The sequence below is a fragment of the Rhodococcus sp. LW-XY12 genome, assembly GCF_019317345.1.
GTDB classification, from domain to species: Bacteria; Actinomycetota; Actinomycetes; order Mycobacteriales; family Mycobacteriaceae; genus Rhodococcus; species Rhodococcus pyridinivorans.
In genome coordinates this window covers 1-15,239 of sequence record NZ_CP079228.1, presented here as the reverse complement: position 1 = coordinate 15,239, position 15,239 = coordinate 1, and the positions used below count along the sequence as shown (strand labels likewise).

10 protein-coding genes are annotated in these 15,239 nt (G+C 65.2%); 8 read left to right on the top strand and 2 right to left on the bottom strand.

Annotated features, from left to right (window positions below; all coding sequences use genetic code 11):
• Positions 1-11: 11 nt before the first annotated feature.
• The 5 genes from KXC42_RS26130 (at position 12) to KXC42_RS26110 (ending at position 7,378) form a co-directional block, all read left to right on the top strand.
• Complete coding sequence (locus tag KXC42_RS26130; protein ID WP_257606262.1) at positions 12-1,862, top strand: hypothetical protein; 1,851 nt, start codon at positions 12-14, stop codon at positions 1,860-1,862.
• Positions 1,862-3,454, top strand: a complete 1,593-nt coding sequence (locus tag KXC42_RS26125; protein WP_064064035.1) for a hypothetical protein — start codon at positions 1,862-1,864, stop codon at positions 3,452-3,454. The genes KXC42_RS26130 and KXC42_RS26125 overlap by 1 nt, the downstream gene beginning before the upstream one ends.
• A gap of 77 nt (positions 3,455-3,531) precedes the next feature.
• On the top strand, positions 3,532-4,953 hold the full coding sequence (locus KXC42_RS26120) for an ATP/GTP-binding protein (RefSeq protein WP_245207860.1): 1,422 nt from the start codon (positions 3,532-3,534) through the stop codon (positions 4,951-4,953).
• Complete coding sequence (locus tag KXC42_RS26115; protein WP_064064037.1) at positions 4,950-6,761, top strand: type IV secretory system conjugative DNA transfer family protein; 1,812 nt, start codon at positions 4,950-4,952, stop codon at positions 6,759-6,761. Before KXC42_RS26120 ends, KXC42_RS26115 begins: the two co-directional genes overlap by 4 nt.
• A complete protein-coding gene (locus KXC42_RS26110) occupies positions 6,758-7,378 on the top strand; it encodes a hypothetical protein (protein ID WP_064064038.1) in 621 nt (206 codons plus the stop codon). The genes KXC42_RS26115 and KXC42_RS26110 overlap by 4 nt, the downstream gene beginning before the upstream one ends.
• Positions 7,379-8,007: 629 nt before the next feature.
• Here KXC42_RS26110 and mobF read toward each other — a convergent pair.
• A complete protein-coding gene (gene mobF / locus KXC42_RS26105; RefSeq protein ID WP_064064039.1) occupies positions 8,008-12,426 on the bottom strand; it encodes a MobF family relaxase in 4,419 nt (1,472 codons plus the stop codon).
• A 228-nt stretch (positions 12,427-12,654) separates the two neighbouring features.
• Here mobF and KXC42_RS26100 point away from each other — a divergent pair, with 228 nt between their 5' ends.
• The 3 genes from KXC42_RS26100 to KXC42_RS26090 all read left to right on the top strand — a co-directional run bounded on the left by KXC42_RS26100 (position 12,655) and on the right by KXC42_RS26090 (position 13,929).
• A complete protein-coding gene (locus KXC42_RS26100; protein ID WP_257606261.1) occupies positions 12,655-13,110 on the top strand; it encodes a hypothetical protein in 456 nt (151 codons plus the stop codon).
• 225 nt (positions 13,111-13,335) lie between these two features.
• Positions 13,336-13,644, top strand: a complete 309-nt coding sequence (locus KXC42_RS26095) for a hypothetical protein (RefSeq protein ID WP_245207861.1) — start codon at positions 13,336-13,338, stop codon at positions 13,642-13,644.
• 60 nt (positions 13,645-13,704) lie between these two features.
• Positions 13,705-13,929 carry a hypothetical protein gene (locus tag KXC42_RS26090; RefSeq protein ID WP_147290729.1) on the top strand — a complete coding sequence of 75 codons (225 nt, stop codon included), beginning with the start codon at positions 13,705-13,707 and terminating at the stop codon, positions 13,927-13,929.
• Between the two features lie 231 nt (positions 13,930-14,160).
• On the opposite strand, the gene KXC42_RS26085 is transcribed toward KXC42_RS26090, so the two are convergent.
• Positions 14,161-15,165, bottom strand: a complete 1,005-nt coding sequence (locus KXC42_RS26085; RefSeq protein WP_064064043.1) for a DUF4192 domain-containing protein — start codon at positions 15,163-15,165, stop codon at positions 14,161-14,163.
• Positions 15,166-15,239 lie beyond the last annotated feature (74 nt).

Sequence of the window (15,239 nt, the reverse complement as noted above, 5' to 3'; positions counted from 1 at the left end):
GGGCGTCCCCGGTGACGCAGCGCATCGCGCAGTACGCCGAGCTGATGGGCGTCTCGGAGGATGAAGCGAAGCAAGCGGTGCTCGATGGCAAGGCTCCGACCACCTGGCCGGCATCCTTCCCCGGTGGCGACCCGGAGTTCTCGCCCTCGGCCAAGGTGTGCGCTGCGGATCTGGCGAAGTGGTCCGAGCCTGGCGGGAACCACTGGGGATTTACCTGGGCGGCAGCACCCGACGCCGGTTCGATCGCAGTGATGAAGCAACAGAAGTGGGTCGACAACCTGCCGGACGACATCTTTGAGAATCCGTGCAGCGACCACGAGATGCTGTGCAACAGGGCCTATTTCCTCGACTGTGACAAGACTTCAGGGCCGGATGAACTCGTACAGTGCCGCGCCTGGAACACGCGGGTGGGGGCGATGTTCGGCGGCATCTGGAACTGGAAAGAGCAGAACAAGGACTTCGCTGACCGGTTCCTCGATCTCGCCAGAGTCGGTGGTGTGGTCCTCAAGGCCGCCACGCCGCTTCAGATCCAGCTCGGCGTCGGCCTCGGTATGGCGGCCGTCGACAAGGCCGGTGACGTGGTCGCGTTCATCGCTGATCCGGGCAGCGTGATCGACGACTGGGCCAACAGCACCAAGGAAAGCGCGGTATCGCTGACCACCTCGGTCCTTGAGGGCTTGGCGAACATCCACGAGTTCAACCCGCGGGATGAAGGTTTCCTGCGGTGGTACGCGGTCAGTTGCGGAATCGGGGTGTTCGTCATGTCGATCACCGCACTGTTCACGATCTACCGAACCTCCGCACAGAAATCGACACGAATGGAACTGGTGCACAGCCTGATCGGCTACGCCCCGTTAGGTGTGCTGTCGATGATGTTCGCCCCGGCCGCCGCCGAAATGCTGGTCCAGCTCTCGCACGCGCTGACCACCTCCCTGTCCGGACTGCTCAAGCAGGACTTGGAGCAGGCGGTGGTGTCCGTATCGGCAATGCTCGGAGGCATCACGAGCGACACCGTCGTCGGTGGCTCTCTGACCGGAATCGTGTTCTTCGGGTTGTTGTTCCTCGGGTCGCTGGCGTTGTTCTTCGGCATGTTGATGCACGCCGCTGCCTTGCCGATCCTCGCCGGCCTGACCGGTGTCGCGTTCGGATTGTGGGTGCATCCGAACCTGCGGAAGAAGGCGATGCGCCCGATCTTCGTATTCATCTCGATCGTGTTTTCCAAGCCGGTGATCTTCCTCGGTCTGGGGTTCTTAGCCACGGTGCTGATCGACAGCAGCGCCGGGGCTTACGTCGACGGTGACCTCGCATCGCTTGGCGCCTTGGCGATGTCGGCGGTGTGCATCGGACTGGTCGGCCTCGCTCCGTGGTCGCTGCTCAAGTACGCCCCGTTCATGCCGTCCAGTGAAGATTCGGAAGGCTTCGGCGATACCGGATCGGCGACCGGACAAGGGCTGGGCGGCACTTTGCAGACCGCGCAGATGGCAATGATGGCCCGCGGCGGTGGTGGCGGGGGTGAGGTCGCTGCGGCCCGCTCCGCAGGGGCGGCACACGCCCATCCTGTCGGCGGCGGGAGCGTTGGTGGGGGAGTGGCCTCCACCTCGAACGGGTCGACGTCCCATAGTTCCGCCGGGTCGACCTCCCACCAGCACTCGGGTGTTACCGCAGGTCATAGCGGTGGGGGGCATGGTGGGGCGAGCACTCGCAAGCTCATGGGAGCAGCCAAGGGCATCTCCGGCACGGTCGCATCGGCCGGGGTGGGAGCGGCTGTCGTGGCCGGGACCGTGGGCGGCGCAGCGCTGAACAAGGCAGCCCAGGCGGCACAGAACGCTCCTGAACGAGCCGACAACATGGGAGATCAGTGATGAGTGACAGTGAGCAGCGCACCTCGATCCTCGGCTCGGAAATCGCTCGCCGAGGACTGATCCCCGTTCCCGAACCGGTGCTGTTCGCCTATGCAGCGGCGCTGATGGTCTCGATGTTCCTGTTCGTCTTCTTCGGATCGACGATCTGGACACTGGCCGGTGTCCTTGCGGTGGTGGGCGGCACGCTGTGGGCGACGACCGACATCAACGGTCGCCGGTCTTGGGCGGGGGAGAAACTGCACCGGATCCGGGATCGGCGGCGGCGAAAGCACGGTGAACACGTCTACCGGGCACCCGGTGATGAGTTGTACGGGGTGCTCGGAGCCGATCCGGGCTGGGAGTTCCCGGTGCCGCTCGGAGATGTCGCTCCGCTGGATCTGACCGATACAGGTCTCGATGACATGTTCATCCTCGAGCACCGGACGCCTGGTGACAACAACTACTACTCGGTGGTGCTGTCGATTCAAGGGCTCGCCGAAGGACTCCGCGGTGCAGAGGAATGGGCAGTGACCTCGCAGGCGTTCTCGCGCACGCTGGCCTCGTTCGCGCGCCGATCCTCACTGCTTCGAGGGCTGGAGATGGTGCACCGCTCGGTGCCGGCCGATCTGACTCCCCACGTGGCGTGGATGGAATCGGTGGTGCGCGCGAATCCTCATGCACACCGGGTGATGCCCGCGGTCGAGTCCTACGGCCAGCTCATCGACGGTCTGGCCCCGGAGTCGGAAGAGCATCGTTGCTACGCCACGCTGATCTTCCCGAAGTCGATCGAACTGCTGTCGGCGGCCGGAGCGGTCGCCAAGCGTAAGGGCGTAGAGACGAAGGCCGGTATCGGCCAGGTCATCGTCGAGGAGACCATGCGGGCGGTCGGCGCGCTGACCTCAGCTCGTCTCGGACAGGTGCAGGTGCTCGGCCAACAGCGTGCCTGTGCGGTGTTCCGCTCGATGCTCGATCCGTCCTACGCACTCGACGCCCACCGTGGCGCAAACTGGGGCAACTGCTGGCCGTCGTATGTCGGCGGAGACCTATCGACACGGGTGTCCGACCGATGGGATACCCGCGTCGGGTTGATCCGGCCCGGTTCGATCGAACCGATCCCGCTGCACGCTGAATGGCTCTCGCCGCTGTTGACCGGCGTCGACCCGGACCCCGGCGATCCTGTTGAGGGGCTTCCGGCCCAGCCAACAATCCGCACGGTGAAGGTGCGGATGGATTTCGTCGATGCAGTCAAAGCGCGCCAGGTGGCACGCAAGGACGCGACCGAGGATGCAGCACGCCAGTACAAGGAGCGAAAGAAGGGCCAGGTCACCGACGGTGCATCGGAGGTCATGGCGTCGGCATCACTGCGTCGCCGCGAAGACCTCAAGCCGGGATCGGGACACCACGGGGTGATCTGGTCGATGGCAGTGTCGGTCACCGCACCGGATGAGGATGCGGTGATGCGAGCGTGTGCGCGGCTCGAGCAGGCCGCCGACCAAGCCGCCATCAAAGAGTTCACCTGGTTCGACGACAGCCACGATGTCGCGCAATTCCTCACTCTGCCGCTCGGCCGCGGACTCGCGGCCACCAAGTACACCCGGGCCAAGGGGGTCTGATGCCGTCACTACGCAGCCGCAAAAAGGACGCTGCGCCTGCGCCGACCGCTCCGGAGGTAGATCAGGCGGACACGCCGGTGGTTCCTCGTCGGCGTCCACCGAAGCGCAACAAGTGGCTCGACCGGTGGGGCTGGTACGAGCCACGCCCGGAAGGGGTGTGGTCGACGACTCGCCAGGCCGAAGCACTGAATCTGGCGACCACCCGCAAAAACGTGCGGCACGAAGGACTCGTGTCGGGGCGGAACCTGATGTCGAATGCGCTGGTCATCACCGATCCGTTCGCGTTGTACGGAAGTGAGATCGAGAACATCAACGTCGCGGTGGTCGGTGATATCGGCAAGGCGAAGTCCTCACTGATCAAGACCACCCTGGGACTGCGGCAGATCGCGGCCGGCCGTCAGGTCGTGGTGATCGACAAGAAGCGTCAGGGTGATCGCGGTGGTGAGTACACCGAGCTCGCCAAGTCGCTGGGGGTGCCGTCGATCAGGTTCAAGACCGGCGGGGACGGTGCGCGGTTGAACATCATGGACCCGGCGATTTCGTCGTCGGTGACCACTTCTGGTGGCATCGTGCCGGCCGGTCAAGAAGTGCTGATTGCCGCGGTACTCGAGGACACCATGCAGCGGACGTTGGTGCAGACGGAGATCGCGGCGCTGAACCTGGCGCTGAGACTGGTCAACGAACGTGCCCGCAGCGAGGGCACCGAGCCGATCCTGCGTGATGTCGCCGATCTGCTGCTATCCACGCCGGAGGAAGCGACAGTCACCTTCGGCGAGGTGTGGGAGAAGGAAGCGTGCCGGTGGGGTCGTGATCCGGGCCTGGCGCTGCGGCAGCTCTGCGAAGGAGATCTGCGCGGGTTGGTCGATCAGCCGACCTCGACCGATGTCCGTCATGCGCTCGACCATCCGCTCGTGCACTTCGACGTCTCCGAACTGCCCAACAAAGGACCGGCGCTGCGGGTGGTGATGACGGTCATCAATACGTGGCTGTCGAATGTTCTCGCCGCTCGTGCATCCGAGCACAAGCAGACCATTCTCATCGTCGAGGAAGGCTGGCACATCGCGGAAGGCTCGACCGGGCGGGTTTTCCGGGACAACATGAAGCTCTCTCGCGGCCTCGGCCTGTCCACGGTCTCAGCGTTCCATCACATCGCCGATCTACCTGCGGATTCTCCGGCCAGGGCGTTGATGCAGGAAGCCGGGATCGTGTTCCTGTACGGACAGGATCGGGTGGACGATGCCGAGCAGACGGTTCGCATGTACCACCTGCCCGAATACTGCGTCGATCTGCTGATGTCGATGCACAAGGGGCAGTGTCTCGTGGTGATGGGCAAGTCCGATCCGGTGCTGATGAAGCACGAGCGGTCCCCGCTCGAGATCACCCTCACCGACACCGATGAGGTCATTCGGGGTGAGGCGAGCACGCTGGTCGGGCAGACCCGGCTCCCGGACACTCTCGATGCCGAGGAATTGGCCGAGCTGGTGGGGGCGGTGCAGTGAACGAGCGGGGTCAACAGCGGCCGACACAGCCGGTGATCCCGGTCGGCACCGGCCTGGTGGTCGTGGTGATCGGCGCGGTCCTGTGGACGGTGTACGCCGGGGGCGCGGTTGCCGGCCTGGTGACCGGGGCGGGTCCGGTGTTCCCGGAAGGGCTGTACGGCACGTTGTCGGTGTTGCGGGCGTTGGTGCTCACGCCGGGCGATCCGACGGTGGGCTGGCCCGAGGACTCGCGGCCGGGCTCGGCGGTCGCGGTGTGGGTGTGCCTGATCGCAGCGATGCTGGTCTATATCGCCGTCGTCCTCGTGATCGACGGGAAGGTTTCGGCACGTCAGCGCGCTAAGCGCACGCGCCAGGAAGGGTTTGCGGACCGGGCGGAGCTGCGGCGGCGCGGCCTCGATCGCAGGAGCGCGGTGAAAGCCGCGAAGACGAATCGGGCGAGCTTGGGTGATACTCCGGCCCGCAAGATCGACGCGCATCAGGTGGCGACCCGGATCGGCACGCTCTACGACGAGCATGGCAAAGATGCCGAGGTGTTCGTCCAGTACCGGGACGGCACGCTGGTCGAGGGTCCGACCGGTTCGGGCAAGAGCTGGCGGTTGGCTTGGCAGCGGATCGTCGAGTCGGTCGGGTTCGTGCTGGCCACGACCACCAAACCTGATCTGCTGTGGTCGACGGTGGGGCAACGGTTGGCCTCCGGCCCGGTCGAGGTGTTCGACCCCGAGGGCATCACGCGGTGGCCGACGCCGATGCGGTGGTCTCTGCTGGCCAGCTGCGATGACCCGGATACGGCGATCCGGCGTGCCGATGCGCTGGTGCAGGCTGTTCCCCTCGGCGATACCAAGAACAGTGGGTACTTCTCGACGAACGCAGCGAAGTACCTGCGGTGCTGTCTGTATGCGGCAGCGGTGTCCGGTGGGGACGTGACCACCTTCTATCGCTGGGCGATGCAGCGGCAGGTGCCGAAGGTCAAGGAGATTCTGGACCGGGACCTGCCGACGTGGAGCGTGGAGTATTCGCAGCTCGGCGGCTCGGGATCGGATTCGGTCGACGATGTGATGTCGACGGTCTCGACGCTGCTCGATCCCCTCGCCTCACCGAAGTTGATGGCGGCAGTCAACGTCACCGCCGACGAGTCGGTGAACCTCGCGCAGCTCATCCGCGACGGCGGGACGCTGTATCTGATCTCCGAAGGCTCCTACGGCTCAAGTGCACCGATCGTCACGGCGTTGGCGGCGGAGGCGTATTACCTGGCCAAAGAAATTTCGCGGGAGTACCCAGAGGAGAGAATCGATCCTCCGGTGCGGTTCGTTCTCGATGAGGTCAACAATGTCGCGCCCATCCCGGATCTGCCCGACAAGGTATCCGACAGCGCCGGGCGAGGAATCTCGATCTGGGCGTTCTGCCACGGTCAGGAGCAGAACATCCGGCGATGGGGTCCGAGCGCGGGGAAGATGTTCACGACGAACTCGCCGGTGCGAATCATCCTGCCCGGCCTCGGTGATGTGAACGAGCTCGAGCAGATCTCCCGATTGACCGGTGAGCGCGAAGAGTGGTGGTCTCCGACGCAGGCTCCTCGGCAGACGAAGGTGATGACCGCCCCGGAGATTCGCGGAATGCCTGCTGACCAGGCATTGATGATCTACCGGGGTGCGGCTCCGGCGCGGGTCCATCTACCGCTGGTGTGGGACATTCCGCACTGGAAGAAACGGGTGCTCGACTCTCAAGAGGTCTACAACTGGGTCTGCGAGACGGGGGAGCTGCCCGATTGGGCTTGGTCCCGCACGGGCGGGGAAGTGGTGCTCGGATGAGCGGGTACACGCCGGGCCGGTTGTCGTGGCGGCATCTCGACCAGGAACAAGCCCAACAGTTGTGGGACGAGTTGATCGACTGGGTGGAGTGGTTTCGCGGCTGCTATCGGCTCACCGATCGGATCAAGGGCTGCTGGTATCGGCACCCGAAGATGGTCGAGGAACTGACGGCGGCGATGTCGGCGCACAAGGTCGCCTACGAACAGCTCGGCGACGGTCAGGTGCATTCGTGGTCGCCGGGAAGCTGGCACTACCAGGTCTATCAACCGCTTCTGCAACGGCTGGCGGTCAACTCCGACGAGTTCGGCGACTGTATCGACGGGCGCTGCGAACCGCCGACCGTGCAGGTCACGCTGCTCGAGGGGGCACGGGAGTGGATCGCGGCGGACATCGCGGCGCGGCCGACCCCGATCGCGGCGGCGGTCGCTGCGACCGGATCGTTCTCGGACTCGGGCAACGGGGTGAAGCCGGTGGTGATCGATGCTGCGCGGATGGTCGATCTGATCGACTCGGGAGATGCCGAACCGGTTGAGGCTGACGATGAGTTCGGGCCGGTCTCGTATGACGGTCACGTTTGGGAGTGGTCCGACGATACAGAGGGGTACGTACGGACCTAGTGACTGCCGAGGACATCGGAACCGGACTCACCACCCGGCCTGTCCTCGGTGTGGTGGTCGGCCGCGAAGAGTGCCCGCCCAGGCGTCGTGGCCGACCATTCCGCACGGACGCGACCTCGAACTGGGGTTTCCCGCTCAGATCGAAGTCGTGTCCGTTGTGTGTTCGGTCTATCCGGTTGGCCCTCGCGGGAGGAGTGGAACGCCCCCTGAGTGGCACCCAGGAAAATTTCAATTAGGCCCCGTGCTGTCCAAGGGGTGTATAAATTTTTGCGTAAGAGTGATACCCTTTCTGTAGAACAAGAGGGCGGATGCTCCCAGCTAGTGCTGGAAACATCCGCCTCGAACAACTAGATAATGACCAGTTGCTCAAACATCTTGTCCAGAGTCCAACGGGTTAGTACGCCGGCAAGCATGCGCCCGAGGACACCCCAGATGCGCTTACGCGCAGCGACAGATGTCATCTGATCTCCTTTCTTCAGTTGAGAGTAGCTGGCGCAGAAAAGCCGACTCCGGTATTACCGGGGTCGGCTAGACGCGTTAGCCGTGAGAATCATATCACACCGCTCCAACTGGGCTTTTCCGGAGACGCGAGCCCGTTTCCGGCCCCACGCATTCCCCTCCGCCCCCAGTCAGATCCGCCTCGTCCGGTGTTCAATCCCGGCGACCGCAGACCGAGGTTCCGGGGTGTCAACCGCATTCCGCTCTGGTCGCGTCCGCTCCTTGTGCAGTTGGAGACGCTGACGTTCGACGTTGGTCCAGTCGAGTGCGGCCCGGCGATCTTTGGGCCGGCCTCCGACGAGAGTGTCCTCGTCGGTGATGTGGTGCGTACTTCGGTAAGCAGCCGCGTCCGCGACGGTGGCACGCCACAGAGCAGCGTGTTCGGGATCGTCGGGGCAGGCGTCGAGGCTCGCGTATGCCCAGATCGGTGCGGTGTCGTCGGTGAGCTGATCGCGGAAGTCGCGGTGGAGCTCGGCGATGGCCTGGTAGTCCTCGCGGATCGTGGCGGCGAGTTCGGGGTCGATGGTGTCGGCGTCGGACACGGGCGCGACGACCCATTCGGGTGCGTCGGGGTTCGTGAGGTCGCGTCCGTCGGCGGCGAGGCGGTCGAGTTCGGCGAGGAGCACGGTCGCTGGGGCGGTGGCTCCGGTCCGCTCTGCCAGATCGGCCACGACCTCCTCAATGCTCGCTCCGCTGAGGCGGTGGAGATGTTCGATGCGTCCGGCGATGGCCTGGGCGCGTTCGTCGTCGGTCTGCAACGCGAGCGTGGGCAGGTGCTCGGCGATGGTCTCTTCGTGCTCGGTGAGCCATGCGGTGTTGCGGCGGGCGATCAGCTCGGTCAGGGGCTTGGCCATGTCGGAGCGCAGCGCGGCCGCGGTGGTGTCGACGCCGTTTGCGGCAAGGCGTTCGTGGTGCCAGGTGAGCAGGTTGATCGGGTCTACGCCGGCTTGGGCGGCGCGGTGGAGCTGGCGGGCGAGCAGTCGTGCGGAGGATTCTTCGGCGATGCGGGCACCGAGTTCTTCTCCGAGTGCAGCGGTGGCGAGGGTGCGAACTCTCTGTGTTTCGAGCAGTGCGGAGGTGTCGCGGTAGCGGCGGATGACCTCGCCGATGCCGGTGTCTGCGGCCGCGGCGCGGTCGGTGGTCTCGGTGTAGCGGCGGGCGCATTCGACCGCGAAGTCGTGCATGTCCGTGTCGGTGTGGAGCGGGTCTCGGATCGGTAGCGGCGGCAATGTCGGGTGTTCGGTGAACTGGCCGACGATGGCGCGGGTGCGGTGGGCGAGGACCGCTCCGATGTCTTTCGCTCCGGCGAGGGGGCCTTCGGCGAGGGCGTGTCCGAGGAGCGTGCGGGTGCTGTGGCCGTGGTCGTGGGCATCGGCGAGGACCTGGCGAAGCTGCGCCCATCCTTCGGTGCCTTCGATTGTGGCGGCGATGTGTTCGGGCAGGGTGCGGCGCATCTCGGTCTCGAGTGCGTCGTCGCGGAGGCGGCGTTGGGCGGCCAGATATGCCTCGCGCAGCCGCTCCGGGTCGGTGGCGTGGGCGGCTTGTTCGGCGAGTTCTTCGGTGGCGGTGCGGTGGCCGTTGTCGGTGGCGACGACGGTTTCGAGGATCATCCGGCCGGTGGAGACGTTCTTGTCTTCGAGGTGCGGACGCTCGGTGTCGAGGTTGACGGGCACGTCGACCGGGACGTAGATCCGGTTGTCGGTGCGGGCGCGGGTGACGGCCACATACAGCCCGGAGCGGTCCATGTCGGGGGTGATGATGGCGTGGGCGGTGTCGACGGTGACGCCCTGGGCGCGGTGCACGGTGGAGGCGTAGCCGAGTTGCACGTGGGTGCTGATGTAGTCGGCCGGCAGGGTGATGACGCCGCCGTGTTCGAGGTGCCGGACGGTCAGTGCGCCGCGTTCGGAGACGACATCGAGCACTTCCCACAGGTCGCCGTTTCGCACGAACGCTCCGGCTTTCTTTCCGCCGGAGGGGTTCAGATCGCGGCGGTTGCTGCGGGTGAGCACGATGTCGCCGCGGCCTGCGGTGAGTTCGTCGGCGAGGGCGACGGTGGTGGATTCGTCGCTGGTTCCGTCGTGGCGGCGTACGGCCTGGACTTGGATGTTCGCTGCCGTGACGTCCTCGCGGGTGGGCAGCATGACGATGGATTCTTTACCGTCGGCGAGGTCGTGGAGGTAGTTCTCGACGGCCTGGCCGATCATTTCTTCGCGCGTTCCTTCGCGCACGAGGTCGCGTTCGTAGATCAGGTCCAGGCCGGTGGAGTCACCGGATCGCAGCAGCATCGAGTTTTCGGCTTGAGCGGTGTCGTTGCCGAATCGGACCACGGTGTCGAGTTCGGGAGCGTCGGTGTTCTGCGCCAGATAGCGCAGAATTCCGCCGGTTTCCACAGCGTCGAGCTGGGCCGGGTCACCGAGCAGGCGGACGACTGCGCCACGTTCCTTGGCGATCTCGACGACGGCGGCGAGGTCGAGGGTGGAGGCAAGGGATGCTTCGTCGACGAGCAGCATCGTGCCCGGTGCGATGTCGATGCCGGCCGGAAGTGTGCCGGGGCGACTGCCGACGAGACCACGCCAGGGGTAGGTCAGGGAGGCCAGGGTCAGGCCGGTGACGCCGACTTCTTCGCCGAGTGTTTCGGCGGCGACTGCGGAGGGTGCGAGGGCTATGACGCCCCGGCCTTCGTTTTGCCATGCCTGCACGACGACTTTCATGCTGGTGGTCTTGCCGGTTCCTGCGGGTCCGACACCGACGGCCAGCAGTGCCCCGGATTGCAGGAAGTGCTCGGTCAAGGTGCGCTGGCCGGCGTTGAGGTTGCGCCCGGTTTCGGCGCGCATCGTCTCGTACACCTCGTAGATCGAGGCGGTTCGAGCGGTGAAGACGGTGGGTTCGCTGGTGGCCGATGCCAGCATCGTTTCGGCGTCGAGGATGCGCTGGGAGCTGTGTTTGTGGCTGCCGTGGTGGGACAGAACGAAATCGCCGTTACGTCGGCGCAGACGCCTCGGGATCGCGGGCAGCTCGACGCGTGGGGTGGTGACCGACAACTCCACGACCCGGCTGGTGAGTCGATCGACTGCCGTCCGGTAGGTGTCGAGGTCGGGGAACGTCTCACCGCCGAGGTGGGCCTGGACTGCGGAGACGATGTGTGGCAGTTGCCAGCGCGAGCGCTTGGATTCGAGCTTGGTGATCACGGCTCGGGCGTCGTCGTCGAGGCTGCGGCGCTGTGGCCTCGGGGCGTGATCGGCGGCGAAGGCGTCGCGGACGAGCTGGTCGACAGCCTCGTTGCCGCCGAGGATTTCGGCGGCCTTCTCGCGCCATTCTGCGCGCATCTCGGCGAGTGATTTCGCGTCGGCCTTGCCTTCGCGGGTGTCGAGGGTTGCTTGTTGATAAAGCTGATACATCGTCTTGGCGTCGGGCATCCGCTGGTACTTGGCGCGGTACTCGGCCACGAGTTCGTCGCGGCGGGCCTCGATCACGCTGCGGCGGGAGCTGAACATCTCGAGCATGTCGCGGGGAATGACGGCCAGTTCGACGACGGGTTGCTTGCCCTGATCGATCTCGCGGTGGGTCAGCTCGAGGCCGAGTTCGGTGCTCAGGCGCTGCATCACTTCGGCGTTGAATCGCTGCGAGGCGGCGACGGCAAAGCGGAACATGGTCGATCCGTCGACGGCTCGCCACTTGCCGTCTTCGGCGGCCTGGGTCTTGATCGACACGACGGCGTGGGTGTGCAGATTGGGGTCCCCGCAGCGGGAATCGAAGTGCTTGTAGAGGGTCGCGACGAAACCGTTGGTGTCGATCTGTTCCTCGCCGTTGCGGCCGACGCGAGTGAAGCAGGCGTTCTCTTCGAGCCACCGGAGGGTGTCTTTCACCGTGGCATCGACGATGCGCTCGATCTCGATACGCGTCTCGTTCGGTGCCAGTGCCCACAGGCTCGACACGCTCTTGGGCGGTGTGAAAACCAGGTCGTGGCCGGCTACCGGGTGTCGGACTTTGCCCTTCTCGTGGGCAATCCAGTTCCGCAATTCGGCCTCGTTCGCGACTGGCCGGCCGTGCTTGTCCTGGAACATACCTCCGGCGATGCGGTCGAGGATCGCAGCGGTTTCCTCCGGACTCGGGGCGTGCCCGTGGGTATCGGTGTACTCGGCGATTTCGGCCGCGTGTCGGTCGAACAGCTCGACGTTGTTCTTGAAGGTCGGGAACTTTCGCCCGAGTCGAGCGAGCCGGATTGCGTCCTCGGAGGGGACGCCTCGATCGATGAGTTCGGCGATCATGGCATCGGCATTCGGATGGAGACCTTCGCCGAACAATGCCTTCATTTGCGCCTCGGTGACGACATCTCCGACCGAGATCCGGTCGGCGTTCGCGACGTGGATGTCGTCGAGAAGGTCGTTCAAACCGTCGACGCCGGAGCCGAACCATTCGCCGGGCGGTGTGCCGTGTGCGGTGTAGTAGTCGGTCAGTTCTGCTCCACGTTCACGCTCGCGGTCGGCTGTGGCGACCTGACGTGTCAGGTACTCGTAGCCGTCCGCTGCGTGCAGGACGTGGAGGGTCATCACGGGCTCGATCTTAGCGGTACGAACACGCAGGTTGGGAGCGAGAATCCCGAATGGCAGTAAAACTGCAAGAGGTGTGTCCCCTTTCTTCTGTTGGTGGTGCCCGGATACGGTGCGATATGGATCGGTGTAGCCGGCGGTCGAAGACCGCTCCGGCGAAGGAACGGGTTTGGTCGGGCTGCTGGTTTAGACTCGGCGTGAGTTGTTGTAGAAGGGAAGGGTGTCGCAGTGAGTGGTTCGGGGGATGCGGTGCACAACGAGACCAAGGTGATCTCGGCACGCAGTCAGGCACGGTCGAAGCTGTCGGAACGGCGCGCTGAATTGCTCAAGCGGATCAGCGACAACCAGCGCGACCTCGAGCGCGCGTTGGCGTCGCTGGAGAAGGTGGACAAGGCCGCTGTTCGTCGTGATGCGGCGATCGCCAAGGCGAACAAAGAGTTCGAAAAGAAGAAGGCTGCGGCCGAACTCGCGGCGGGCAGGTCGCTGGCGCAGGTTGCTGGACGTGGCGAGACCGCGACCTCGATCTCCGAACTCGTCGATCTGGACGTGGCGATGGTGCGCCGGTTGGTGAAGCTGGCCGAAGAGAACAACGACTCGACGCCTCCCGCACAAGGATCGAGCGAGGGCGGCAGTGAGGCGAAGGAACCGACGCCCGACGTGCCTGTAGCTGCTTCCGGCTCCTGATCGGGCAGCAAGCACCGGCGCGAGGTCAGAGACGGAGCCACTGTGCGGTGGGAGCCAGGAGACGAGATCGAACGGACTCGCTTCTTCCAACGCGTGGTGTACGGACCGGACTTGGATTCCTGTCACCTCTGGGTCGGGGCACTCGGTGACGACGGCTACGGACGGTTCTGGATAGCTCGAGACGGTCATCAGATCGTGGTCCGACCGCACCGTTACGCGCTCGCTGTGGAGCTGGAACGTGGCCTCGACGACAACAAAGTGGCGATGCACCGGCGTTGTGACAACCCGCTGTGCGTCAACACGGGCGACGGTGATGCCTTCGCTGCCCATGTGGTGCTCGCGTCGACCGCTGAGAACATGGCGGACATGGGGCGTAAGGGTCGCGGCTGGGGCCGGTGGTTGTGGTTCGGCGCCGACCGTGCCGAACGTGCTCGACGCTCACGAGCGGTGGGCGAGGCGGTCTTGCGATATGGCTGGGATCAGCACGCGATCGAGACAGCCCTGTACGACGGGGCGCAAGGAACGCTGTGGTAGTTGGCAGGCGATCGTCTTCTGATGTGTCGAGGCGGTTGGTTCAGCCACGGTGGATATTCGATGATGAGAGTCGACCGTTGCACGCAAGTCGGGGCGGTTTCGGAGACGTTAGGGGTTCTCATGCAGCGCAGTGAAGCGGAAGCGGCCTTGCTCGATGCCGTCCTCGAGGTGATGCCGATTTCGGATCTGGCCCTCGATGCGGCGGTCGCCGGCATACCGGTGCTGGACGTACCCCGCACTCGCAGCATCGACATCTGCTTCTCGGATAAGCCGGACATTCTCTGACGGCTCGCCTGAATCGCACCGTGACGATGCCACGGTCGGCGCACTGCGGTTGGGTGTCGTCCCGGCGCGGTGGCGCGGATCCGTGCGCGAGCTGCGGGAGAAGCCGGGCGAAGGGGCTCGATGTCCTGAGCTCGGCCCTGCGCGCTGCGGAAGGTGCGGGCGGGTTCGTTGGTGAGTTGGAGATAGGGCGAGGCCCCGCACCGGTCGGTGCGGGGCCTCGTGGTGTGTTTGTCAGTCCTCGGGGGTGAATCCGAATTCGGGGAGGACGTTTCGACCGGCCTTGAGGACTTCTTGCACTCCCTTGGCGTGCAGGCCGTGGTCAACGACTTGGCGGATGAGAAGCGCGAGCTTGGGGATCTGGGTCTCGTGGGCTACTCCGTTCTCGATGGCGTCGAGGGCGACGGCGGCGCGGACTCCGTAGCCGTGTGCGTAGGCGACGGCGGCGAGGACGGACAGGATCGTAAAGCGGGCGTAGCCGGAGGTCTTGCGGGCGGCGTCGGTCAGGATGGCGACGGCGGCGACGTTGCGGGAGAAGTACAGGGCCACGTCGCGGGCGCGGGGGTTGTCGGTGAGGGTGATCGCGACAGCGACGGCTTCGGGATAGGTCAGCTCGCGGGGTGCTTCGATCGCGTCGCGCAGCGTCTCTAGGTTCGCGGCGTCGGTGATCTCGGGAGCCTGGGCGCGGGCCTGGCGTGCGTCCCACTGGCGCTCGAACAACACTCCGAGGTCTTCGGCGGGTGCGAGTTCGGCGGCGAGCGCGTCGCGGCTGGGGGCAATGGGTGCGCGGCCGTCAATGACTCCGAGGACAGCAACGGTGCTCGCGAGGATGTCGCCGAGTTCGCCGGATTCGGCGCTGGGGAAGTTGAAGAAGGTCTCACCGGCGGTGTACTCGGGCAGGACGGCGGCGATGGGCACGGCCAGACCGAGCGTGTAGGCGTGGCGGGTGGCGGCGAGAAGGGTCTCCTCTGCGGTGTCGCCGTTGGGGTGGATGCTGACGAGCGCGGCGATGGTGGCGTTGAAGTCGGCGGACTCGGCGGCGGCCATGAGCTTGTCGAGAGCGACAACGGCGGTGGCGTTGTCGTGGTCGAGGCGGGCGAAGGGGCCGGTCGTTCCCTGGGGATCGAACAGGGCGATGACGAGGGATTCGTTCGGGACCATGCCGAGGAAGGCGGGGATGCCTTCGATGAACTGGGCGGTGTTCAGGCGGGTAACGGGGCTGTTCTCGTTGCTGTTCATGACTCTAGTTTATATCTGTTTTGATGCTTTTTCGATGTTTTGTTGGTGCTTTTTCGGTGCTTTTCAGGTGATGC

What these genes read in the sequence shown, in the direction of transcription:
- KXC42_RS26125 (WP_064064035.1), top strand. Translation starts at nt 1,862, where the DNA reads ATGAGTGACAGTGAGCAGCGCACCTCGATCCTCGGCTCGGAAATCGCT.
- KXC42_RS26110 (WP_064064038.1), top strand. Translation starts at nt 6,758, where the DNA reads ATGAGCGGGTACACGCCGGGCCGGTTGTCGTGGCGGCATCTCGACCAG.
- mobF (WP_064064039.1), bottom strand. Translation starts at nt 12,426, where the DNA reads ATGACCCTCCACGTCCTGCACGCAGCGGACGGCTACGAGTACCTGACA.
- KXC42_RS26090 (WP_147290729.1), top strand. Translation starts at nt 13,705, where the DNA reads ATGATGAGAGTCGACCGTTGCACGCAAGTCGGGGCGGTTTCGGAGACG.
- KXC42_RS26085 (WP_064064043.1), bottom strand. Translation starts at nt 15,165, where the DNA reads ATGAACAGCAACGAGAACAGCCCCGTTACCCGCCTGAACACCGCCCAG.